Raw genomic sequence first — 23846 nt, forward strand, 5'->3', positions numbered from 1 at the left:
TTCTACTATCAACTGCACTAGGCATCCCCCCGTGCCATTGACATCACTTATATAATACCAATGTGCTTTCATTTAGCGATTGCTACACACAGATGCAAGCTCTGCGTAGCGATCGCCTGTGCCAGTTGCGTAAGTCCTAAGAAATACCCCGACCATCATCACGCATGGTAACAATTATGCGATTACTGCGATGGCTAGCTGTAATTTCAATTAATCCCTGTTCTGGTTTACCTAAAGCCCGACGAGTTGCCGGATCTTCGATACCATGATCAAAGGCATTTCTTAATAAGTGCATAATTGGCTCATTTAAGGCCTCTAAAATGCTACGTTCAATTAATGTATCTCTACCTTCAATTTTTAGTTTGACATTTTTACCATACTCGACATTAAGAGCATGCAATGCTCTGGGAAAACGCTCCACTAAATCGGAGAAGGGACGCATCCGAATATGATTAATTTTTCTCCCTAATTGTTTGGATGTTTGGTTAAGTTTGCGAGAAATTTGATCTGTATCATCAACGCTTAATTGAATATCAGTTGTGACTTCTTGTAGCTCCACAATACTTTCTATAATTTCATGCGATCGCCGGTTAATCTCGTCTTGGCGATCCATTTCTAATGTAGGGAATTTTTTTATATATCCTAGCTGATATTCTCCGAGCGATCGCACTGGGTTTGTGTTCACAGATGGATGGGCGATTTTCTCATATGTTGTCCGCAGTTCATAGTTTTCTCGCTCTAGAGTTTGGACTCGCTGATGCAAACTTCCCACGAGTTTACGGAGTTTTTGCAGTTGGAAATTTAACCCATTACGCTGGACAGTAAGTTCCGCAAATAAATCATGAATTTGATCCAGTTGTTGAATAGGAACGCGCACAGTATTTTCTCTGGGTTCCCAGTCTTTATTTAGATCCTCTGTATGGGTAATATATTTATCGGCTACGGTAGTAATTTCAGAGGAAGATATTGTATTTTTTGTTGGTATTGCTTCTGCTGTTGTCTGTACTTCTTCAGGTATATAAATATTTACATCCTTCAGATATATCTCAGTGGGTAAAATCTCCGCTTGATTTGTCAATACCAAAGCTTGCGATCGCCGCCATGCTTGCAAAGCTAACTGGGCAACTTCGGGAATGCGCTCTCTGGTGACAGTGCTGATATGATGCGCTATCGATTCACAAAGACTCGTAAAGGCTGGCAATTGTAGCATTTCTCCCAAACCGCCCAATTCAGCCGCCATGATAGCCACTTCCTCTTGTAAGCAAGGCTGAGAGATGTCTGCCAATACAGACTCCAGACGCTGCAAACATCCTTCCACTTCAGTTTGAAACAGCATCGGGATAATATCTTGCCCATCTTCGGGTGATAACATGGTCGCAGCATCTTCAGGAGAGGGTTCGCCCAGGTGATCTCGCAGTTCCTTAAATACTGGATAACAAAAACTATCTAACCACTGCTGTTCTATCTCATTTCCTTGTGATAAGGATTCTATGATTTGCCTGAGCCAGTCAACTGCTGAGAGTAGTAAATTTTGTGCGTGAGGGTCAACATCACGGGAATTTTTACGGGTTTTTAGGACTTTAAAAGAATCCTCTAGACGGTGGGCTAAATCACTAAGAGTCCGATATCCCATCATTCCAGCCCCCCCTTTGATTGAATGGGCTGCTCGAAGTGCAGCGTTAATTCTCTCCAAGTTGATGCGCTTACTGGTGTCCATTTCCAGCAACACTGCTTCTAGGGTATTAAGATAATCTCTTGCTTCTTCGAGAAACTGCATCTGGATTTCCAGTTCTTTATCCTTTGACATATTCTTTATGTTCTGTTCCAATCTTGAAGACAAATATAGCCACTCTTATCTATAAGGAGCATCCCGAATATGCACAAGGCAGTTTTGATGTTCATCTCCGAAATCCTTCCATCTCGGCGGGAAAGAGAGCGTTTTCAATTCTGTACTTTTGGAAGCAAAAAGATTGAAAAAAAATATCTCGCTTTCATATGTGACAAATTTACTATCAAAACAAAAAATATTTTTATTTCCCATGACTGTGATCATGACCGATACCTTTTCGCTAACATTTGCTCACAAATACACTCACGAAGTCAGATTGCTTTCCAGTTGGCCTTAATAGTTGAATCTTGCAGCAGTTTAACTGTGGTACTTTGACACTCCCCACGGCTAGAAGCCTGGGGATTCTTGCTTTGCGGGGATTCTCATGAATTTACCCGCGCTAACGCGCCGATCCGCTAACACCAAGCATCTTCACCGTATGCCCTAGGGCTGCAAGCCCCCTAATAAGAACTACTTGAGCGGCTGCAACATCCCTATGAGTGGTATAACCACAACTTGAACACGCATGATTCTTTTGCCAGTTACCCGTATTGTAAAACTATAGGTAACAGGGTTCCTTTCAAAAATTTATGGAATTCCCCGAGACAAAATTCACAGCACCTTGAAAGTTGCCACGGCCTCTTGCAATTGCTGGGAAATCTCCACAGTTTTTTGCAAAGATTGGGAAACCACACCAGAAGAATCACGGGTACGTTGGGAAATAGAAGCCACTTGTTGCATTAACTGGCTGACCTCTTGGGAGGTTTGTAACTGGGATGTAGTGGCATTACAAATTGACCGTACCAAAGCATCTATTTGCCCCGATACATCCAAAATCTGACCCAGATTTTCCTTGGCTGCGGCCACCATTTTTGTACTTTCCACTACTTGGGAAGTTCCTATTTCCATTGACTGCACCACTGCGGAAGTTTCCCGCTGGATATTCTCGATAATTTGCTCAATTTCTTGGGTGGCTGTGGCGCTACGGATGGCTAATTCTCCTATTTCTTCGGCTACTACAGCAAAACCTTGTCCTTCCTCACCCGCTCGGGCTGCTTCAATACCTGCATTGATAGCGAGTAAATTAGTTTGGGTGGCAATTTGGTTAATTAAGGACACCACGCGGGAAATTTGTTGCGAAGAATCCCCTAACCGTTGAACTTTCTTAGTAGTATCGCCAACTGTTTCCTTTAAACTCAGGATATTTTGCACTGTTAAATCCATTGCTTCTCCACTCTTGATGGCATTTTTAGCAGCATTGTGGGCAACAACAGCAGCTTTTTGAGCGTTTTCCGCTACGCTTTTCATAGAAACAGTCATTTGGTCAACAGCATCCAGGGCGCAGCTGATTTCGGCGGATTGGGTGAGTGCTGCTGCTGCGAGTTGGCGAATTGCTGCGTCGTTAGTACCAATGGACACATTTACTTGGGTGGCTGCTTCTTTTACCTGAGTAACAATGTCCCGGAGGTTTTCGATAATAGAGTTGAAAAAGTCGGCGATAGTGCCAATTGCTCCCGTTGTCACCTCGGCACGTACTGTTAGGTCACCGCCAGCGGCACTTTCTACTTGATTGATTAGTTCTAAAAGTTGTATTTGCAGTGTTTCGTTAGCACCTTGTTCTTCAGTCTTGCTGGTTTTTTGAATGGTCTTTTCTCTAGTTAAAACCTCTAATTGTAGGGCTAGTTGATGAATATTTGCGTGGATGATTCGTAAATCATCTTGGCTGTATCTGTCTCCAGGAGCTTCGATTTCAACTTTACCAAGTTTTGATAATTCCCCAGATGCATTTAAAATTTGCCGTGTGGTATAGCTCGCTAACCAAACTATCATTACCACTGCTATTAATACTATCAATCCTGTTAGTAGTATGGGGCTGCCTATGATTTCTTGCAATTGTCTTGAAATACTATGCTTCGGCTGTTCGTCTTGGGATTGGCGAATCAAGTCACCTTGACCATTGACTATGGCAATTCTGTCATTATTTGCTATGGTATTTCTGAATACCGTCAGCATTTGAATATCTTCATATGTAACCAAATTTAAGCTGTTGACTTTGTGTGTTGACTTTGTGGTTGCCTGATCAATTTTATGCACCGATTGAAGAGCAAAATAAGCGATCGCACCTATCCCTATTGTTTGTATACTGGTGATAGCGATGGCTAAAATCGTCTTTTTCATCAACAGAGTGCCTCGTTGTAAATGTCCCTGTATAACATGATTAACTGTTGCATGATGCCTGTTTGAGTCTTTTACATGACCATCGGTAATTTCTGTGGGTGAAATGGAAGATGCTGGATTTTGAGGATTACTAATTTGACTCATAGCGGTTTTGTTAAAGATAGTTTTATTCGCTATAATGGGGGTGATAAATAAATATCAAATGTTTTTCTGTATTTACACATGATCACTGCAAAGAATCGGGGAATCCACAATACTCGATGCATCCAACACCAGCCACATTTCTGGTTGGTGAACAATGCCTCGCACATAAGGCTGTAAACTAGCGGCTACTTTTCCAGAGGGAGACTGAATGTCATCAGATCTCAAGTTACTTATACCTGTTATCTCTCGTACAACTAAACCTAAAACTACAGATTTTACATTAATTAGGATGACATTGTATTGCCGAAGCCTGATATTTATAGATTCTAAATTGAGCATTATTGGCAAGTCGATTACCCAAATTATGTGACTGCGCCAATTCATCAAGCCTAATACACAAGGCGGCATATTAGGCATTGCAGTGACAGATTCTACGGGTAATATAACTGCTTCTTGAGTGTGATTCATGCTCACAAGAGCAGTGGTTTGTTGATTTAATTTAAACTTAAGATACAAATCACCCTTGTTGCTCTCTTTGTCTTTGGCAGAAAAAATACCGTTAAAATTATTCATTATTTGATTACATCGTCACTGATTTAATAGCACGCAGTAACTGTTCGCGTGTATATGGCTTAGTCACATAGGCATCAGCCCCTTGTTTCATTGCCCATAATCGGTCAATTTCTAGATTTTTGGAACTGCAAATAACTATTGGGAGTTTTCGAGTGGATGGATTTTTTTTCAACGAACGGCATAACTCAAATCCACTCATTCCAGGCATGACTACATCAGTAACAATTGCGTCTAGCTGTTCTGAAGCAGCTTTGTCTAACGCTTCTTTGGCACTAGTGGCATGAATGACATTGTAACCACTATCTTTGAGATAATGGCTCATTAGTTCTAATTCGCTGGGTGAATCGTCTACAAGCAGTATTTTGCCCACTAGAATAATAGTCATACTAAAATTTTCTCAAGATAAAACTGATATGATCAGTATGATCAGATGGACGTATATATACTATTCCAGATGCTTAAACAACATTTTGAGTAAATCTTGCTGTGTAAAAGGCTTAGTTAAATACCCAGATGATCTGACCATTTTTGCCTTGGCTTTGTCAATAAATCCTTTTCTACTCGTCACCATAACAATGGGGATGTTCTTCAGATCTGAATGCCTCCTTAATAGGGAACACAATTCAAAACCTTGTAAATTCGGCATCTCTACATCTAGTAAAATTATGTCTGGTTTAGATCGTATAATTTTCATTAACGCCTTTAATGGATCATTGATTGCCACCACTGAAAATGTATCACCTTCCAGAAAAAGTTTTATAGAATCCAATATTGTTTGACTATCATCAATACAAACAACTGTATATACCTTTTCTCTCCCAAATGTCTGAGAATTGTCATGATTCTTGTTGTCAGCAGTTTCAGTATTGTTTACCCGAGAGAATTGTGGGCTATTGAGAAATTCCGACGGCGTTTTTTTAAGAGGTAAAGCCGGGGAACCTTGACTAGCCTTAACTGATGAGTCGATATTTAGCTGATTTCCTAACTGCTTGTGACAGTATTCAACTAGTAACCGCAAATCTAAATGGCAGAATTTTGGTAATTTTTCCCAGCCATCCTCAATGGAAAATTGATAATTTCCTGCTTTTAAGGAGAGAAATGTTGCTAGGGCTTCTTGGGATAATTGAGATATCAGAGTTTCTGCTTGGCTGGGGGTGATAAGTTCCTGACGTACCAACCAGCAAATTGCTTGATAATCTGCATATGGCATAGACTGACTTTCATTTTTGGGTTCAAACATCAGCCGGATTTGTACACGAGTGGCACTGTCTAGAGTGGGAACTCTCTGACTTAAGCGGTATAGGTGATGATCCAGACGCTCAAATAGTCTGTCTGAATAAGATGCGTAAGTGAGTTTACCCTCCTCTATATTAATTAACCAAGAAGCCATTTGAGTATATACGCGTAAGTTACCAGTAGTATGGCGGCCTGTGAGTTGTGCTAACAGAGATAAGGGATGTAGTTTTTGGGGTACCCGGTGGCTAGTTACAGAAGTCATGTTCATGTTACTTTTATTTCCTCACCTTTGTCTGAATCGAACTATATGTATGATGCCCTTGGGAGTAATATGTAAGATGAATGCCATTGGATGCAATGTCCACTGGATCATCAGTTGTCATATTGGCACATTTTTCTCAAGCTGCGCTGGTATCCATATTGTTAATTTTGGTTTTCAAGAGCTAAATATAATAGCAGCATAATAACATGATCAAAGCTGCTATTATATTTCAGTATAAACAAGGTAAAATAATATTTTTAACTGGCATAATTACTGTCAAACAGGGCACATTTTCATCACACACGGCTCTAGGCGGGAAACTATCCCCTGTTTCCAACCCATGAAAAATAGGCGCTACTGAGTGAAATTATCAGTTACTCAGGTTAGCTGCCGCCCAAGCCACCTAGGAGAAACAAAGAATAGATGGTGTTTCTCTTAGGAGCAAGGGGCAATTAGAACTATGTTGGCAATGCCAGAAATCAACTTAGTGACCTTACCCTCAGATATTGATGGCTGGAGTTTAATTACTGCATTGAAAATGCGGATGAAAGGACTTGAACCTTCACTCCTCTCGGAACTAGAACCTAAATCTAGCGCGTCTGCCAATTCCGCCACATCCGCATCAGACTTTCATCGTAGCACAAAAAATCTCTTATGGACAGAGGAAATAAAAAAAATATTTTCCTCATGCCCAATTTTCCTACATGACCGCCACACGAGGCAAGCGATGCTTAAAGCCGCAAAGAATTTCCCAAGAAATAGTGTTTAATTTTTCCGCCCAATCGTTAGCTGAAATGGTTTCTCCTCCTTGTTCGCCGAGTAGGGTTACTATTTCCCCGGCTTGTAAGTCTGGGATGGTGCTGACATCAAGCATCAACTGATCCATTGTAATCACCCCGATTTGTGGCACGCGCTGGCCGCGAATTAAAACCTGGATTTTTTGGGAAAGATTACGGGGGACTCCATCAGCGTAACCAATACCAACCACGGCCAACCGGAGTTCGTGGGGAGCGATAAAGTGTTGACCATAACTAACCCCAGTACCGGCGCTAATTGTTTTGACCTGAGTAACTCGCGCCTTCAGTTGCAGAACAGGCTGGAGGTTAATCGTATTTTTTAAATGAGGAGCTGGATAAAGTCCGTAGATGGCTAAACCGGCGCGGACAATGTCGTAATGTAGGGCAGGATTGGTTAGCGTGGCGGCTGAGTTAGCTAAATGCAAGCAATGTGGATTGATTCCCATTTTTTTGATTTGGGCGATCGCCTGCTCAAATCGTCTATGCTGCTCTTCCATGAAGGTAGTGTCAGCATGATCTGCCGTTGCCAAGTGGGAATAAATGCTGGCAATCTCAAGATGAGGTAAATTCTGTACTAACTGCACAAACTCAAGGGATTCTTTCCAGTCAGTTCCCAACCGAGACATTCCCGTATCTAACTTAATGTGTACGGGTAAAGGAGAAGTATCATTAATGGTTTCTAAGATATTGGAAAAAATCAGAGCGTGTTTGGGACTGCACAGAGTTGGCTGTAGTTTCCAGTGGGCGATGGCCCGAATTTGCTCTGGTGTGTGGGCTGCGCCCAAAATCAAAATCGGCGCTTTTATGCCACCTTCCCTGAGTTGAATACCTTCTGGAACTGTAGCGACTCCCAACCAACTGGCTCCTGATTGCAGTGCTGTTTGAGCCACTGTGACCGCTCCATGTCCATAAGCATCAGCCTTGACCACAGCCATCAACTGGGTACGTGGCAATATAAAGTTTACTAACTGCCCCACATTGTGGGATAACGCCCCTAAATCAATTTCCACCCAAGCCCTTTGCGAGAACCAAGCATATGTATCACGCTCCTGACTATCCGCAAAACTAGGCGTTTCTCTGCGACTTAACATTGCACTTAACTCCTATCACAGCACTGCACACTGGCCAAGTTATCTGATTATTCTGGTTTGCCACCCTTAAGGCTATATCAATTGAATCAGTAAACTTCACCCTTGTTCCGGGAGTTATTATCAGGTTATCAACAGCAATTTATTTAATTTATTTAAGAATAGTTCTTCCTCATCGTATTCATGATAACCCATATTGCATCTCAAGTCAACCCGCCAATATCTCTTTGATTGCCGTGGGTATTTCATGAATTAACTCTACCTCATTTACAGCCAGCAGTTATGAACGTATAAATTATTCTCATCTCCCAATAAGAGTATATTTGTGTTAATATACATGAAACTAATACCTCGAGCGTTAACCAATGGGGAAGGTTTTAGTCCTAAACGCCTCTTACGAACCGCTCAATATCACGAGCTGGCGTCGCGCTGTGATTCTGTTAATTAAAGGCAAGGCAGAACGCGTTGAGCATAACGGTAAATTTCTGTATACAGATTTTCCGTTGCCCACCGTAATTAGGCTGCGTCATTATGTGCGCGTGCCCTACAAGGAAATTCCTCTCACTCGTCGAAATATTTTGCACCGTGACAGCCACTCTTGTCAATACTGCGGCTATGTCGGCGATGATTTGACACTAGATCATGTCATACCGCGATCGCGCGGCGGAGGTGATACCTGGGAAAATATTGTTACTGCTTGTGTCCGTTGCAACGTCAAAAAAGGTAACCGTACACCCTACGAAGCCCATATGCCTTTGCGTCATCCCCCACGCCAGCCCTATAGTAGCCTTTATTTTGAGGTCACTAAACACCTCAACAGCGGACTGCATAATGAGTGGCAAAAATATGTGATTGGTCTTTGACGATCCGGTAATGATTCGTAACACCTAAAGGAATTATCACCTGTTGCGGGTGTAAAATTATCCTGCGGCATCAGAGGGAGGTCTTCTGTCCCCATACGAGAGGATGTTTGGCGACATCTAATAGAACATGATGGCAAATATAATGTTCTATTGAGCGACCGGTTTCTAATCGGGGGAGATAGGCGCATTCCCAAATTTATTGGGTATGAAAATGCTAAAGTATTTTCATAGCGGTAAAGCGCACATATAAAAACCCTAGGAGCCGGTTTACTAATATGCCCGTTAAGAATGAATCATATTTGTCATAGCTTGCGTGGTATACCCATACCCGGCCGTACTAAGTCAAGTGGAGAGATCCAACAGCCAGAACCCTGGTAGCAAAAATCATAAATCTTGTACAAATATGGGAGTCTCAGCAGGAGTTTCGTTAAATCTCCCCTCAGACCCCTTAGCACAGTCGTTGTCAGCTTGTGGAGCTATCCACACCCGGAGGCTTGGTGCTAGTATTTAGTCTCTAAGAACGACAGATAAAGCAAGAATCCCCTTCACTTCACTGGGCGGAGTGTCTAATCAACTATAGATTAGGGTGTCTATAGTACCTCAGAATATTGTAAAATAACTGAGTCAGGTGGAAATCTCGCCCCACAGTATAAAAATATGCAAAATACTTATATTAGTTGAAATCACATAAAAAGTTTAGTTGAAACTATTATTGAAAATTATCAAAAATAACCAGGGGGAACTTGGGTGATTTTGGCAGATTATTGACTAATTTGATTCACAGAAAATACATCCAGATAAGTATGTCAACCAAGCTATATTTTTGCGAATATTAGAATGTGTCTCGAAATCAGTTGAGTGTTGATTGTATTATTTCTTTACAAGTCAATGGAGGCTCGCACTTATCAAAATGTCCCCTATGCAATTAAATTCTGCCGCGCAGCAATCAGAAAGTTTTTTATTGACCACAGAACCTAGCCTAGAGGATGCTACTCATAGAGGTAAAGAACCATTTGAAGTTTCACACACCAAGCCATCCTTGGCATCATCCCATGACGAAGGAAAACAAGATAGATATTTAGGTCAAAGGGGAAATTCCTTGGCTTTTCAGAAATCTGAAGAGTTGCAAAAGATCCTCTTTGCACACCGACATGAGCGTCATCTGGTAATTCTACAGGATTTCCCCGACCCTGATGCTCTCTCTTGTGCTTGGACTTACCAGTTAATTGTTCAGCAGTATGATATAAAATGTGAAATCATTTATGCTGGTACGCTGAGTCATCAAGAAAATATTGCCTTAGTTAAACTAACTGGATTACCTGCCCAAAGGTGGACATCACAAGTCCTCAAAAGCAAAGACTTGTCATCTTATCAGGGTTGTATTTTGATTGATAATCAGGGAACTACAAGTCAACTGATGACCGCCGTACAACAGGCGGAAATTCCCGTAATAGCAGTCATTGACCATCACACCTTACAGGCGGAACACAAGTCAGAGTTTGTTGATATTCGTCCTAATGTGCGAGCAACATCGACAATTTTTACTCAGTATCTGCAATCCGGTTTACTCTCTTTAGATAGCAGCATCAGCCAACACGTTAAATGTGCTACAGCATTGATGCATGGTTTACGGTCGGATACTAATCGGCTGATGCAGGCCCAAGAAGAAGATTTCATGGCAGCAGCATATCTGAGTCGGTTTTATGATGCTCAATTGCTGAATGCTATTTTACAGGCAAATCGTTCTAAGCGGGTAATGGATGTGATTGAGCGATCGCTGAAAAACCGCATTGTTCAGAATAACTTTTCCATTGCTGGGGTTGGTTATCTTCGCTACGAAGACCGGGATGCGATTCCCCAAGCCGCTGATTTTCTGGTGACTGAGGAAAACGTTCATACCGCAGTAGTTTACGGTATTGTTCACGACGAAAACGAGGTAGAAGTAGTTATTGGTTCCCTCAGAACTGCTAAACTCACCCTTGACCCTGATGAATTTATCAAGGAAGCCTTTGGACAAGATAGCACAGGACGATTTTTTGGTGGCGGACGTACAGGAGCAGGCGGTTTTGAAATTCCCATGGGTTTTCTGTCTGGTAGTAACGAAAATTCCACCTATGCCAAAATGAAATGGGAAGTATATGATTCTCAAATCAAGCAAAAACTACTCAAGTTAGTTAATCCTCAAGACGACCCCATTAAATCAGTGTGAAATTATAATTCATACACTATCCATAAGTAATATTTACGAAAAAAACCTAGGAAAATATAGTATAGGGATTGGCTGCGACTGCTGTCATTGCGAGGAGTAATGCCAAAGCCCTACGGATAGATTTATTCAGGCTCTTATTATAATAGTAGTGATAATAACATGGAAATATACTTAATTCGTCATGGTATCGCTCAAGAGAAGCAACCAGACATTCAAGATGAAGAGCGAAGGCTGACTAAAGCAGGAAGACAAAAAACCGAGAAAGTAGCCCAAAGAATTAAACAGATGGGTTTGCAGTTTGACGTGATTCTCACCAGTCCCTTAGTAAGAGCGTACCAGACAGCAGAAATTCTCATAACCGCTGGACTAAGTACCCAACTAGAGGAATCTATTTATGTTGCCCCTAATGGTAATATGGAAGGCTGGCTAAATGAGTGGTTAGAACCAAAAAATTATGCCCAAAATAGCCAAATTGCCTTAGTAGGCCATGAGCCTTGTTTAAGCAATTGGGCAGAAATTATGCTTTGGGGGGAAGTCAAACACAGTTTAGTCTTGAAAAAAGCAGGTATGATCGGGATAAAGCTACCAGAAATAGGTTCACCTGTGGGTCGTAGTCAAATGTTTTGGCTAGCATCGCCCAAGTACCTGCTGTAACAGCCTTTCAACATTTTTACCCAAAATGTTGTGACATTGACTGCTGTTATGGTGAAAATAATTTCTGGTAAGTTGGCTTGATCAGATATTTCAAAAAGCAAATGGTGTTGCCATGATGGTGTGCGAATACAAGCCTGGTTTAGAAGGCATTCCGGCTGCCCAATCAAGTATAAGTCATGTTGATGGGCAAAAGGGAATTCTAGAATATCGTGGCATCCGAATCGAGGAACTAGCAGAAAAAAGTTCATTTCTAGAAACTGCTTATCTTTTGATTTGGGGTCAACTACCAAGTAAAGACGAATTGAAGACATTTGAGGATGATATTCGCTCCCACAGGCGGATCAAGTACCGCATTCGTGACATGATGAAATGTTTTCCCGAAAGCGGTCACCCCATGGATGCTCTCCAAGCCTCAGCAGCGGCTCTAGGCTTGTTTTATTCACGTCGGGATTTACATAATCCCGCCTATATTCGGGATTCTGTGGTGCGTTTGTTAGCAACCATTCCCACAATGGTAGCGGCATTTGGGTTGATGCGAAAAGGCAATGACCCCGTAAAACCTCGCGATGACTTAGACTACGCTGCCAACTTTCTCTACATGCTCAATGAGAAAGAACCGGATCCTTTGGCGGCAAAAATTTTTGACATCTGCTTGATCCTGCATGTGGAGCATACAATGAATGCCTCTACCTTCAGTGCTAGGGTAACAGCTTCAACCCTAACTGACCCTTACGCCGTGGTGGCTAGTGCTGTAGGAACCCTAGGCGGTCCCCTACACGGTGGAGCCAATGAAGAAGTGATTCAGATGTTGGAAGATATTGGTACGGTAGAAAATGTGCGTCCCTATGTAGATGACCTGCTGCAACGTAAAGCCAAGATTATGGGCTTTGGGCATCGTGTCTATAAAGTCAAAGATCCACGAGCTACAGTCCTACAAAACCTGGCAGAGCAGTTGTTTGCTAAGTTTGGGCATGATAAGTACTATGACATTGCCCAAGAAATGGAGCAGGTAGTAGCGGAAAAACTCGGGGGTAAAGGAGTGTATCCTAATGTTGACTTTTATTCTGGTTTGGTGTACAGGAAAATGGGGATTCCCACAGACTTATTTACACCAATATTTGCGATCGCCCGGGTTGCAGGTTGGCTAGCCCACTGGAAAGAACAACTGGCAGAAAACCGGATATTCCGACCTAGCCAGATTTATAACGGTGAGCATGGGGTTAATTACATCCCCATAGAGCAACGTTAACGGGCGGTTTGATCGTTAGTCATACTAATGCCCCAATCAACTGGGTCACCGTTGAGATCAACTCAGCGGAGGTAATGTCTGAGCTTTACAAGGGCAGGGTAAAGGGATAAGGGAGGTGTAGAAACAGAATTGTTCATGCACTACCCCATCTCCCCAAAAGAAATCCCAATCCTGACCATAAGTAGAAGTTCTTGTATAGCTTCGAGGGCTGAAAACCATCCGACGATATACTAGGCATGGGAATTCATTCCCGCGACCTCATCAAAGCATAAAAGGGTCAACTACCTTACCTAAGCTATGGGGATGAGGCTTGGGATAGCTTCAACTAAGAGTTGACTAGCCCATAGCAGCCCAATAAAAGCCACACACTTGGTGGGCAAGTCTCCAACGGCGATGATCTGTGTAAGCCTTTTGTAGTGCGGGCATCTTGCCCGCCCCTGACCTTGGCAAAGCCCAGTGATGTTGAATGAAGTAGGTGTGTAATCAAGGATGATGGCTTGGGTGGCGTAGCCATAGTCCGAAATTTATACTTCATAACTTCACAATTCATACTGTAGTTGACTTAAAAGAGCACCAAAAATGAATTCAGGAATTGACCTCCAAGGAACGTTTATTAAATCCTTGATGGATTTAGGGATACCAGCAGGGACAGCCAAAGCCATTTGGATGCCCTTACCCATGATACTAATGCTCATTGGCGCAACAGTGGGCGTACTAGTCTGTGTTTGGCTAGAACGGAAAATTTCGGCATCAGTACAGCAGCGCATAGGTCCAGAATTTATTGGCCCTTTTGGCTTACTAGCGCCAGTAGCCGATGGTGTCAAGCTGGTATTTAAAGAAGATGTTGTCCCAGCCAAAGCTGACCCGTGGCTATTTACCATCGGACCCATCCTAGTTGTCCTACCAGTATTTCTGTCCTACTTAATTGTCCCCTTTGGACAGAATATTGTGATTACCAATGTAGGCATGGGAATATTCTTGTGGATTGCCTTTTCTAGCATTGCCCCCATTGGGTTATTAATGGCTGGTTACGCATCCAATAATAAGTATTCCTTACTCGGTGGTTTGCGGGCGGCCGCCCAATCTATTAGCTACGAAATTCCGCTATCCTTGAGCGTGCTAGCCGTAGTCATGATGTCTAACAGTCTTAGCACCATTGATATTGTTAATCAGCAATCTGGCTATGGTATTCTCGGCTGGAACATTTGGCGTCAACCCGTGGGGTTACTAATTTTTTGGATAGCAGCCCTGGCTGAATGCGAACGCTTACCCTTTGACCTACCAGAAGCAGAAGAAGAAATCGTAGCTGGTTATCAGACCGAATACTCTGGCATGAAATTCGCTCTGTTTTACCTTAGCTCCTATGTCAACCTAGTGCTTTCTGCTCTACTAGTGTCAGTTTTATACCTAGGTGGTTGGGACTTTCCCATTCCGGTGAGTGTGATAGCCAACTGGCTGGGAGTGAGTGAACTCAATCCAGTATTGCAGGTGGTCACTGCTTCTTTGGGTATCATCATGACCCTAATCAAAGCCTATCTGTTAGTCTTTATCGCCATCTTATTGCGTTGGACAGTACCCCGCGTGAGGATTGACCAATTGCTAGATTTAGGATGGAAGTTTTTGTTACCACTTGCTTTAGTTAATCTTCTAGTAACTGCAGCACTAAAACTTGCCTTTCCCTTTGCCTTTGGGGGATAAATTCAGGCTAATAAGTTTTACCTAAAGATAAGGCCTAAAGCCTAAATCGGTGAATTGACTCATAGGGAGAAAAACACTAAAAATGCTAAAGTTCCTCAAACAAGTTGGTGATTACGCCAAAGAAGCAGTACAAGCTGGACGTTACATTGGTCAAGGTTTAGCTGTAACTTTCGACCATATGCAACGGCGACCAGTTACAGTACAGTACCCGTACGAGAAACTAATTCCTGGCGAACGATTTCGGGGACGGATTCACTTTGAGTTTGATAAATGTATCGCCTGCGAAGTCTGTGTGAGGGTTTGTCCCATCAACCTACCTGTAGTAGATTGGGAATTTGAGAAAGCCAACAAAAAGAAAAAGCTCAAACACTACAGCATTGACTTTGGAGTTTGTATCTTCTGTGGTAACTGTGTCGAATATTGCCCGACTAACTGTCTATCGATGACAGAAGAGTATGAGCTATCCACTTATGATCGCCATGAATTAAACTATGACAACGTAGCATTAGGTCGTCTGCCTTATAAAGTCACAAACGACCCAATGGTGACCCCACTGCGCGAACTGGCTTACTTACCCAATGGTGTCATGGAACCTCATGACCTACCTGCTGATGCTCCTCGTGCTGGTTCTCCTCGGTGAAGACCTGGTAGAGCACACAGAAAAAACAAGTGGCTAGCGCTGCTGGGCGGAAGTCAAAGGTCACATTCTAGTCTTTTGAACTGTCTGGAAAAATGTTTCTGTTTCCGCCGTGCCGTACTAGTGGGTAATCGCTACTACCGATTACCACTTACCAGTTACCATTTATTGGAAATCAAAAAGGACCGGAAAAAGTGAATTTAGCTGAAGGAGTACAGTTTGTTTCGTTAGGCATACTGGGTGTAATGATGATTGGAGCAGCCTTAGCTGTAGTGCTGTTCTCTAACGTTGTTTATTCTGCCTTTATGCTGGGGGGGGTGTTTATCAGCATGGCGGGGATGTACCTCTTGCTCAATGCTGACTTTGTAGCAGCAGCACAGGTACTGGTTTATGTTGGGGCAGTCAACGTGTTAATTTTGTTTGCCATTATGTTGGTGAACAAGCGCCAGGATTTTGCACCATTTCCCAGTGCTGGACTGCGCAAAGTAGTAACAGCCATAGTCAGTTTAGGATTATTTGGTCTGTTGAGTGCAATGGTATTGGGGACTCACTGGGCATACTCAACACCTGCTCCTGTAGCTGCCGAAAGTTCTATAGTTGTGATTGGTGAGCATTTCTTTACTGACTTTCTACTACCTTTTGAACTAGCTTCAGTATTGTTGCTGATAGCTATGTTAGGAGCGATCATTTTGGCACGTCGCGAGTATTTGCCTGAAAAAACCACAGCTTCAGAGTTACCACAAACAATTTTGACTTTGCCAGAACGCCCCAGAGACCTGATATCAGCAGGTAGTGAAACAAAAGAGTAAAATCGGCGATATTATTCGCCGGTAAAGGCCAGATTTTTTATGGCTACGCTACGCAAGCTACGAGAATGGACAGTAAAATCGATGCAACTCCAATACTTTTTATTACTAGCAGCAGCTTTGTTCTGTATCGGCATTTACGGACTAATTACCAGTCGTAACGCGGTACGGGTGTTAATGTCAATTGAGTTACTGCTAAATGCTGTTAATCTCAATTTAATGGCATTTTCTAACTTTCTGGATTCAACTTTAATTAAAGGTCAGGTATTCACTGTATTTGTGATTACCGTGGCCGCTGCTGAAGCGGCGGTGGGTTTAGCCATTGTGCTGGCCATTTATCGCAATCGTGATACCGTTGATATGGAGCAGTTTAATCTCCTCAAGTGGTAATTTTGTGTGCAAATCAAGCAGGTAATCATTGCTTATAAAGCCCGAGATTCCCAGAGTCAACGCTGGGCAGAACTCTGTGCTCAACAACTGGAAAATCGCCATTGTCACGTGTTGATGGGGCCTAGTGGGCCCAAAGATAACCCTTACCCGGTATTTTTGGCTTCTGCAACTCAACCCATTGATTTGGCTTTAGTACTCGGCGGTGACGGCACTGTTTTAACTGGTGCTAGACATTTAGCCCCGGCCGGTATACCTATTTTGGGCGTTAATGTTGGCGGACATCTGGGCTTCTTAACTGAGTCCGTAGACGAGTTTGAAGATACAGAGAAAGTTTGGGACAGACTGTTTGAGGATCGCTATGCTATCCAACGGCGGATGATGTTACAAGCTGCAGTGTATGAGGGTCATCGCACGAATTTGGAACCAGTGACTGAACACTACCTCGCTTTAAACGAATTTTGTGTCAAACCTGCTTCCGCTGACCGCATGATTACCTCAATTCTGGAAATGGAAATTGATAGTGAGGTGGTAGACCAATATGTGGGAGATGGTTTGATTATTTCCACTCCCACAGGTTCTACCGGTTATACTGTTTCTGCTAATGGACCGATTATTCATGACGGTATGGAGGCTCTCACCATAACTCCCATCTGTCCTATGAGTCTTTCTAGCCGCCCCCTAGTTTTACCTCCTGGTTCGGTTGTTAGCATCTGGCCTTTGGGAGATTATGATTTGAGTACAAAACTGTGGATGGATGGGGTGTTATCTACCTCTATTTGGCCAGGACATCGGGTTGATGTGCGTATGGCAGATTGTCGGGCGAAGTTCATTATTTTGCGAGAGAACAATTCATACTATCAGACACTCCGAGAGAAGCTGCTTTGGGCGGGTACAAGGGTTCGCTACAGTAATAATCACCGCAATTGATTGTTCAGGTGTCTACCGAGCGTTTTTGTTGCTAGTTATCTGTGAACACAACAATATGCTAGCCCCCGGGTATCTTCGGGGGTTTTTCAGTAATTGTGGCTGTGGGAAGATTTTAAACTACTTTATCGGAAACCTGCTTATGCGGAACCTGACTCTTGTTCCGAGTTGGTTGCGGTTTTTAATTATTTTTTTGTTGGCCATGGGTATATTATTCCGCTTTGTTAATATTCAAGGCAAAGTTTACTCCCATGATGAAATTTATACATCTTTGCGCATTTCTGGCTATACGGTAGCTGAAGTTAAGCAGCAATTATTTAACGGTGGTGTAATTACTAAGGCAAGTTTTGCTAGGTTCCAATTTCCTAATCTAGAAAAGGGCTTTAGTGACACAATTATGTCTCTGGTAAGAGAAGACCCGCAAGCTCCACCACTTTATTATTTAATTGCCAGATTATGGGTGCAAACCTTTGGTAATTCAGTCACTGTCATTAGAAGTTTATCTGCTTTGATCAGTTTGTTGGTCTTTCCATCTATTTACTGGCTCTGCCGTGAATTATTTAATGTGCCATTGTCAGTACCTGGTTTAGCGATCGCTTTGATGGCAATTTCCCCTCTTCATGTGCTTTATGCTCAAGAAGCACAATCATATATTCTGTGGTTACTCACCATACTACTATGTAGTGCCTCACTATTGCGAGCTATGCGCCTGGAATCACAATCTGACCACGAATTAGTCAAAGTACAGCAAATGCCAGACCCTTTTGCTACCTGGGGTATTTATGTATTGAGCTTGGTAGTTAGTCTTTATACAAGTTTGTGGAGTATTTTTTTAGCGGTTACCCAGGGAATTTATGTAATTACAATTAATAGATTTCAACTAACGGAAACAGTTAGGGCTTATTTACTAGCCTCATCTCTAGGTTTTTTAGCTTTTATGCCCTGGATGACTATTGTGGTAGCCAATTTATTTGAGTTTATTGTATCAGCAGATGTCACGCAAAATGATAAATCTATGTTACATTGGCAGCCAATTTTATTTATACAGATAAGTCGAATCTTTTTCGATTTGAACATCGGCTTAGAAAACCCCATACAGTATTTAATTTCTCTGATTTTTACATCTCTAGCAGGATATGCACTTTATTTTATATGTTGCACCACTAATTATAAGACCTGGTTGTTTATGGTGACATTAATTATAGTTCCCTTCATACCACTAATGCTGCCGAATTTATTTTATCAAGCACTAGTTTATACTTCTATCATATATTTAATACCTGTATATTTATGTATTCTAGTTTCTGTTGCCTATATGTTAGCTAGCCAAATATATAGTGGAATTTCATCGCGCCGGAGATTGTGGCAAGTAATTTTAGTATTAATAATTGTGTTGGGGATGGTTTCTTGTAGAGTTCGCTATGAAGGAGAAACTTGGTGGAATAAGGGAATTAGTTATGGTAATCCAGAAGTTGCTGAGATTCTCAATGAGGCGCAAAAACCACTTTTAATTAGTAATTCTCAGGGAATTAATTATGTAACTGTATTTTCCCTGAGCTATCTTGTTACTCCAAAAGTAAGGTTTCAATTAATTAATGGTGAAGATATTCCTAATATTCCTGATGGTTTTAAGGATATTTTCTTACTCAATCCTTCAGATACCTGGCGTAGAGAAATAGAAACCAGATATAAATCTACAGCTAATGTGGTTTATCGCGATAATTATCACTTGCTGTGGAAGTTAACTCATCTCCGGTAACTATCTCAATTGAATTTAGACTTTAACCATTGACAATTTCTAAAAGCCAAGTTTTGATGTCTTTAATATCTTCAATAGTAGCAGTATCAAGATGAAAAGCCCTTTCTATTAGCTCTAACTTGCGGTCAAACTGTTGGGAGATACCCGGGAAATTAACCATTCTACCTTGACAAGGCAGATAAATCTTTGTCAGGGATAAAATGTCATTGACAATTCGTTCATGAAGTAGATTCCCTGTTATGTGCCAACCAATACATTGACCCAGACAACCTAAAGCATCTAAAGCAATTTGAGGCTCACTAATTTGATGTTTAAGTTGCTCTAAAACAAATAATGCTACTTTTTCCACATCATTGAGATTGGCTCGCCATTCCTGGGGTTGACCAGGGCTAATGATTCTGGCTAAAGCCCAGAAAGCTTTTTGGCGCACAGCTAAATGTTGATTGCCTTGGATAATCGAGCGCAAGCGCGTAATATTACGTACAGAAGGTTCAGCACAAAAACCAAATGAGTTAAGTAAATTAACGGAACGTGCTAGGTGTGAGATGACTGTAAACTCTTGGTAAATTAACTCGCTAAAATCTGACCATAGCATTTTACCCGGAGCCAGGGAAATGGCTGTTTGTAATTCATGTATGTGGTTATATCTGGATAAACCAGCTTGAAATTGGCGTAAAATCCAGTTGTGATACCTTTGTTCTAGTTCTCTGACTTGGAAATCAGAACTATCAACAGGTAAACTTTGCATAATATTAGACAAAGCCATTACGGCTACAATTTTTCTGCTTTGTTGTAAATCAGGTTTAACATTACTCTGTGTTTCCAACCACTGTAATAAACTGCGAATAATAGATAAACGATTTTTACCCTGACAAGTCTGATTTTCTAGATTTCGTCTTTGGGTTTGAACACTAGCATTTTGCCAATTTTGAGCCAGACTAAATGCGACCCTCCCCCAAGCCGAAAATTCTACCTCAATATCGGGATTAATTTCTTTACCTGGACGGGAACGGCTAATTTTAGGAATTAAATCTGTGGCTGTGTTATTAACTGTTTTTTGATTAACTGTTTTTTCAACATTGCTAATTCTCGGTATTTGGGGGGAAACTTCTAAGCGGAAACGAGTATCTGGGCGATCGCGATGTACGAGTGTCAGTAATAATCGCTCATCAAAGGTATATTCTACTTCCAGATTTAAATAATCTCCTGGTTGAATATCAGCAGCCCGAATTTCATCGGTATTAACACGGCGAGTCCGTTGTAAAGTAGTATTTTGATTAATTTGGGAACCCATACCCACCCAAGCTTTAAAACCAATCAAACCGTCGTCTTCAAATGCTGGTAAACGGAATCCCGCCAAGGTAGTGCGATAAGGATACTTTTGACCATGAGCAACTAACAACTCTAATTTTGATTCTTGAGTATTATAATCTGTCACTTCTAGCCAAATATTTGTGGGGTTAATTCCTTCTGATTTACCCACAGTACCTGCTGCATAAAGTGCAGCACCACGAGCCACCGCCAAGTCTGGATCTCCCTCTGATAGAATGAGGATTCCAGGTAAAAGCTGTTCTAAGCGTTCCCGAATTAAAGGGAAATATGTCATCCCCCCATTAAGCAGAATGCCATTAATTTTAGGTAATTCCCCCAACTTCTCTTTAGCTTTGAGGAGGACATCAAGAACAGGTACGATAAAAGTGTCACGACGGTCTACAAAGGGAGATTGATTAAAAGCGGTTTTTGGGTCTAACTTTTCTATTAGTTCCGGTTTAATATCTGGACACAGCAACTCTTTTAAAGCTTCCTGCATTTGCCGATATCCCAAACTGTAGAAAATCGGAAAACTAGAGCTAGAACTCACGTATTCAAACGGCATTCTAAACTCTTCCTTATCGAGGCTATCAGAATATCTACTGCCCCAAACTTGCTTAAATTGTTCAGCATAAATCCTGAGTTCATACCACAATTTTTTTTGCTCAGGTACAGATAACTTACCTATTTTACTATAGTTAGTAAACAAATAATCAACTATTTTTTCATCAACTTGATCGCCTCCCACTCTGGTACGGGAACCAATAGAAATATCCTCAATAAAAAACTGGGCTATATCGCTATTCCAGTATACTTTGTGCAATGAAGTATCTAAAGTTCCCCCTCCTAAATCATAGACAAGAATATTTAAAGGACGACTGGTATCTAAATCAGCGCAAATCTCTCCATTTCGGAGTCTATATAAGAAATCATATAAAGCAGCTTTTGGTTCTGGTAACAAAACAATGTTATTTTCTTCCCAACCTGCTAATTTAGCGGCTTTCCGGGTCGCTTCAATAGCATCAGGTTCATAGGACGCTGGGTGAGTGATGACTGCACCTCTCACATCTATTTGTTTTTGGGTTAATTGATGACGACAAAACTTTAAAACTTCTGCGGCGGCTTGTTCTGGTGTAACATTACCGATAGTAAGTTGATATTCAAAAGGTAACCCATCTTGAAGAGTACCAATATCATGTTTCCAAGCCAGAATAGTTTGATCTCTAAAAGCATAATATTGGCTGCGGACATGGTTACCTATTTTCGCAGTATCTAATTGAGAATACCTGACAGCAGAAGGAATTAATTCTGTATGTTGTACAGCTTCATGCTCATTTTTGACCGGAATACTAATGGCGTTAGCTTTCCATTCCTGCATTAATGTTTGACTAGCTCTTGCTATGACTGTGTTAGTAGTGCCTAAGTCGATACCTAAATATGTGGGGCGTAAAATGTTTTGGAGTAATTCAATATATGTGGCTGTTTCTCTAAGTTTATTTCCCAGTTGATTATTACCAATAGCTACTGTTTTAACTTGTTTACTGGTTAAATAAGAAAATAATTTGGCATAATCATTATCATTGCTAACAACGGCAATGATATTAATTTGCTCCTGGGAATTGTTAATCAACTCCTCGGATGTGCGGAAAATTAAATTATCAACTTCTTGGGGAACAGATGTCAATCCGGGTGTTAATTCAAAGCGATATCCTAGATTACGTAGCTGACTACCATAAGCAGAGAGGACTGCTGGAGTGTTGGAAAATGCACGACGTACTTTTATGGAACCATACTTGGTACAAATAGATTCAATTTCCCCAAGTTCAGGTTTAATGTTGTCTAGGTCTAATAAGATTGCAATATTTTCTGCCATGGTTTTTTATCCTGTTTTTATAAAAATCTTTTAATTATTGCTGGAATTATCAGTTAATTCTTGTACTTTTGCCGGTGTAATTATGTTGTCGTTAACCTTCCATCCTTTCTGAATACACTGTACTTGTTTAATTTCTGTGTAATTTGTAAAAGGCGTTCCCCCTACATAAGCATATTTTGCTAAGTCAAGTTGAGATATTGTGAAACTATCTTTGAGGGACTTCGGGTAAGTTTCTATTCCTAGTTTTTGGAATATTTTCATTAAATTACGCAAGACAATAAATATGGACAGAGAATCATCAGAGGAAATTTGAGCTTCTCCACTCGCTTCAATTTGAGGTTCTATTAAACTGATAATTTTCTCTATTTGATCTAAAGCCGGTTGGGAACCATTTTGTAGTTCTTGAGCAATTTGGGTCACAATTTCTTGATGTCCTTGCTCACGCAGTTGCTCCAACTCTCGAGTCAGTTCTAAGTTTTCAGCTTCTAAAATACTAATTTGAGTTGTTAATTGTCTTTCAATCTCTCCGAGACCTGAAACAAGATTCTTAGCTGTTTGGTCTTTAATTGCAGTGCGCGTAACTTTAAAATGTTTCATCAAGGCCATGCCAAAATCCATGAGTATTTCATGAGGACCAGATGCAATTATGCCTTGAAAGACCTGAGAAGCTGCAAAGAATTTTTTAGCATCTTCTGGAACATATGCTTCTATTTGAGACAGAACTAAATAGGTTTTAGAACGGTGTTTTTGAAAGTAATTTATGGCATCACATAGCTGGCTAATTCTGCCAATATCTTTATTATCTGTGTGTATAAATCCATATTCGGCGTTATTAATCAAACCTTGGATAGCTGCTTGAGATTCTTGATAAACTTCCTGTGGTGTAAGTTTTCTACGGTTAGATAGATAATAGTAAAAGTCATCAATCAGCTTGGTGGAAGATGGAGGAATTCTATGGAGTATTTGTCTCCAAGATTCTTGATGATGTTCATTGAAGGTTTTAATGGCGGTTTGCAATATATTTCCACGTTTTTTCTCCTCCTCTGTACTGGGTGGAATGTATTTACTGTAGAAATCTTCCACAAATAATAAAAATTGTCCCCAAGGATTTTTTTGGAGAATTTCCAGATCAAATTCATCTTTTAAGGATGATTTAGTGTTTTGAGACTTTTTAGGTTGTTGAGGTAATGGACGAACAAAAGTAGAATTTTTCTTTTTGGGTTTTGGTTTGTGAGTGTTGTGATCCATAGGTTCGAGTAATTATGTAGTAGGCAGTAATGATGCATCAGAATGTAGAAGCATATACTTAACAATAAAAAAATATGCACTGTCATCTATCTAAAGATAGATATTGAAAGACTCTTGAT

General features: G+C 41.2%; 17 protein-coding genes, 1 tRNA gene and 1 pseudogene. 10 read left to right on the forward strand and 9 right to left on the reverse strand.

The features are described 5' to 3' along the window. Positions 1–136: 136 nt before the first annotated feature. From NWP22_RS11070 to alr, 7 genes and pseudogenes are all read right to left on the reverse strand, one after another. Positions 137–1807: an Hpt domain-containing protein gene (locus tag NWP22_RS11070; RefSeq protein ID WP_280801888.1), complete on the reverse strand. Its 1671-nt coding sequence runs from the start codon at positions 1805–1807 to the stop codon at positions 137–139. 633 nt (positions 1808–2440) lie between these two features. Beyond that, positions 2441–3694: pseudogene (locus NWP22_RS11075) on the reverse strand (methyl-accepting chemotaxis protein); the annotation flags it as partial. Between the two features lie 528 nt (positions 3695–4222). Continuing rightward, positions 4223–4723 (reverse strand): chemotaxis protein CheW, encoded by a 501-nt coding sequence (locus NWP22_RS11080; protein ID WP_271732411.1) that lies wholly within the window; start codon positions 4721–4723, stop codon positions 4223–4225. Between the two features lie 7 nt (positions 4724–4730). After that, positions 4731–5108 carry a response regulator gene (locus tag NWP22_RS11085; RefSeq protein WP_271732410.1) on the reverse strand — a complete coding sequence of 126 codons (378 nt, stop codon included), beginning with the start codon at positions 5106–5108 and terminating at the stop codon, positions 4731–4733. Positions 5109–5168: 60 nt separating this feature from the next. Next, positions 5169–6227, reverse strand: a complete 1059-nt coding sequence (locus tag NWP22_RS11090; RefSeq protein ID WP_271732409.1) for a response regulator — start codon at positions 6225–6227, stop codon at positions 5169–5171. Between the two features lie 533 nt (positions 6228–6760). Next, a tRNA-Leu gene (locus tag NWP22_RS11095) sits at positions 6761–6842 on the reverse strand. Between the two features lie 79 nt (positions 6843–6921). Then, on the reverse strand, positions 6922–8109 hold the full coding sequence (gene alr, locus NWP22_RS11100) for an alanine racemase (RefSeq protein WP_271732408.1): 1188 nt from the start codon (positions 8107–8109) through the stop codon (positions 6922–6924). A gap of 362 nt (positions 8110–8471) precedes the next feature. Between alr and NWP22_RS11105 the strand changes: the two genes are divergently transcribed. The 10 genes from NWP22_RS11105 (at position 8472) to NWP22_RS11150 (ending at position 19295) form a co-directional block, all read left to right on the forward strand. After that, the gene (locus tag NWP22_RS11105; protein ID WP_271732407.1) at positions 8472–8969 is read left to right on the forward strand and encodes an HNH endonuclease; all 498 of its coding nucleotides are present in this window, start codon (positions 8472–8474) and stop codon (positions 8967–8969) included. A gap of 919 nt (positions 8970–9888) precedes the next feature. Then, positions 9889–11178, forward strand: coding sequence for a DHH family phosphoesterase (locus tag NWP22_RS11110; RefSeq protein ID WP_271732406.1), 1290 nt, complete (start codon positions 9889–9891; stop codon positions 11176–11178). A gap of 159 nt (positions 11179–11337) precedes the next feature. Then, on the forward strand, positions 11338–11832 hold the full coding sequence (gene sixA / locus NWP22_RS11115) for a phosphohistidine phosphatase SixA (RefSeq protein ID WP_271732405.1): 495 nt from the start codon (positions 11338–11340) through the stop codon (positions 11830–11832). Positions 11833–11944: 112 nt separating this feature from the next. Further along, positions 11945–13081, forward strand: coding sequence for a citrate synthase (locus NWP22_RS11120; RefSeq protein WP_271732404.1), 1137 nt, complete (start codon positions 11945–11947; stop codon positions 13079–13081). Between the two features lie 579 nt (positions 13082–13660). Continuing rightward, complete coding sequence (gene nuoH / locus NWP22_RS11125; RefSeq protein WP_271732403.1) at positions 13661–14779, forward strand: NADH-quinone oxidoreductase subunit NuoH; 1119 nt, start codon at positions 13661–13663, stop codon at positions 14777–14779. Positions 14780–14861: 82 nt separating this feature from the next. After that, entirely contained in the window at positions 14862–15419 is a 558-nt protein-coding gene (gene ndhI, locus NWP22_RS11130; RefSeq protein ID WP_271732402.1) for an NAD(P)H-quinone oxidoreductase subunit I, read from the forward strand. Positions 15420–15610: 191 nt separating this feature from the next. Next, positions 15611–16225, forward strand: a complete 615-nt coding sequence (locus NWP22_RS11135) for an NADH-quinone oxidoreductase subunit J (RefSeq protein ID WP_271732401.1) — start codon at positions 15611–15613, stop codon at positions 16223–16225. Positions 16226–16306: 81 nt separating this feature from the next. After that, positions 16307–16612, forward strand: coding sequence for an NADH-quinone oxidoreductase subunit NuoK (gene nuoK, locus NWP22_RS11140; protein ID WP_006199065.1), 306 nt, complete (start codon positions 16307–16309; stop codon positions 16610–16612). Between the two features lie 6 nt (positions 16613–16618). Continuing rightward, positions 16619–17539, forward strand: coding sequence for an NAD(+) kinase (locus NWP22_RS11145; protein ID WP_271732400.1), 921 nt, complete (start codon positions 16619–16621; stop codon positions 17537–17539). 139 nt (positions 17540–17678) lie between these two features. Then, positions 17679–19295 carry a glycosyltransferase family 39 protein gene (locus tag NWP22_RS11150; protein WP_271732399.1) on the forward strand — a complete coding sequence of 539 codons (1617 nt, stop codon included), beginning with the start codon at positions 17679–17681 and terminating at the stop codon, positions 19293–19295. Between the two features lie 22 nt (positions 19296–19317). Here the strand turns inward: NWP22_RS11150 and NWP22_RS11155 are convergent, their stop codons facing one another. Both NWP22_RS11155 and grpE read right to left on the reverse strand, forming a co-directional pair. After that, positions 19318–22479 carry an Hsp70 family protein gene (locus NWP22_RS11155; protein WP_271732398.1) on the reverse strand — a complete coding sequence of 1054 codons (3162 nt, stop codon included), beginning with the start codon at positions 22477–22479 and terminating at the stop codon, positions 19318–19320. Between the two features lie 30 nt (positions 22480–22509). Beyond that, positions 22510–23727: a nucleotide exchange factor GrpE gene (gene grpE, locus NWP22_RS11160; RefSeq protein ID WP_271732397.1), complete on the reverse strand. Its 1218-nt coding sequence runs from the start codon at positions 23725–23727 to the stop codon at positions 22510–22512. Positions 23728–23846: the final 119 nt, after the last annotated feature.

Origin of the sequence: Anabaenopsis tanganyikae CS-531, from assembly GCF_029891675.1 — a bacterium.
Lineage (GTDB): Bacteria > Cyanobacteriota > Cyanobacteriia > Cyanobacteriales > Nostocaceae > Anabaenopsis > Anabaenopsis arnoldii.

Excerpts from the sequence above, each read along its gene's own strand:
- NWP22_RS11070 (WP_280801888.1), bottom strand. The coding sequence starts at position 1,807 with ATGTCAAAGGATAAAGAACTGGAAATCCAGATGCAGTTTCTCGAAGAA.
- NWP22_RS11080 (WP_271732411.1), bottom strand. The coding sequence starts at position 4,723 with ATGAATAATTTTAACGGTATTTTTTCTGCCAAAGACAAAGAGAGCAAC.
- NWP22_RS11085 (WP_271732410.1), bottom strand. The coding sequence starts at position 5,108 with ATGACTATTATTCTAGTGGGCAAAATACTGCTTGTAGACGATTCACCC.
- NWP22_RS11090 (WP_271732409.1), bottom strand. The coding sequence starts at position 6,227 with ATGAACATGACTTCTGTAACTAGCCACCGGGTACCCCAAAAACTACAT.
- alr (WP_271732408.1), bottom strand. The coding sequence starts at position 8,109 with ATGTTAAGTCGCAGAGAAACGCCTAGTTTTGCGGATAGTCAGGAGCGT.
- NWP22_RS11105 (WP_271732407.1), top strand. The coding sequence starts at position 8,472 with ATGGGGAAGGTTTTAGTCCTAAACGCCTCTTACGAACCGCTCAATATC.
- NWP22_RS11110 (WP_271732406.1), top strand. The coding sequence starts at position 9,889 with ATGCAATTAAATTCTGCCGCGCAGCAATCAGAAAGTTTTTTATTGACC.
- sixA (WP_271732405.1), top strand. The coding sequence starts at position 11,338 with ATGGAAATATACTTAATTCGTCATGGTATCGCTCAAGAGAAGCAACCA.
- NWP22_RS11120 (WP_271732404.1), top strand. The coding sequence starts at position 11,945 with ATGATGGTGTGCGAATACAAGCCTGGTTTAGAAGGCATTCCGGCTGCC.
- nuoH (WP_271732403.1), top strand. The coding sequence starts at position 13,661 with ATGAATTCAGGAATTGACCTCCAAGGAACGTTTATTAAATCCTTGATG.
- ndhI (WP_271732402.1), top strand. The coding sequence starts at position 14,862 with ATGCTAAAGTTCCTCAAACAAGTTGGTGATTACGCCAAAGAAGCAGTA.
- nuoK (WP_006199065.1), top strand. The coding sequence starts at position 16,307 with ATGCAACTCCAATACTTTTTATTACTAGCAGCAGCTTTGTTCTGTATC.
- NWP22_RS11150 (WP_271732399.1), top strand. The coding sequence starts at position 17,679 with ATGCGGAACCTGACTCTTGTTCCGAGTTGGTTGCGGTTTTTAATTATT.
- NWP22_RS11155 (WP_271732398.1), bottom strand. The coding sequence starts at position 22,479 with ATGGCAGAAAATATTGCAATCTTATTAGACCTAGACAACATTAAACCT.
- grpE (WP_271732397.1), bottom strand. The coding sequence starts at position 23,727 with ATGGATCACAACACTCACAAACCAAAACCCAAAAAGAAAAATTCTACT.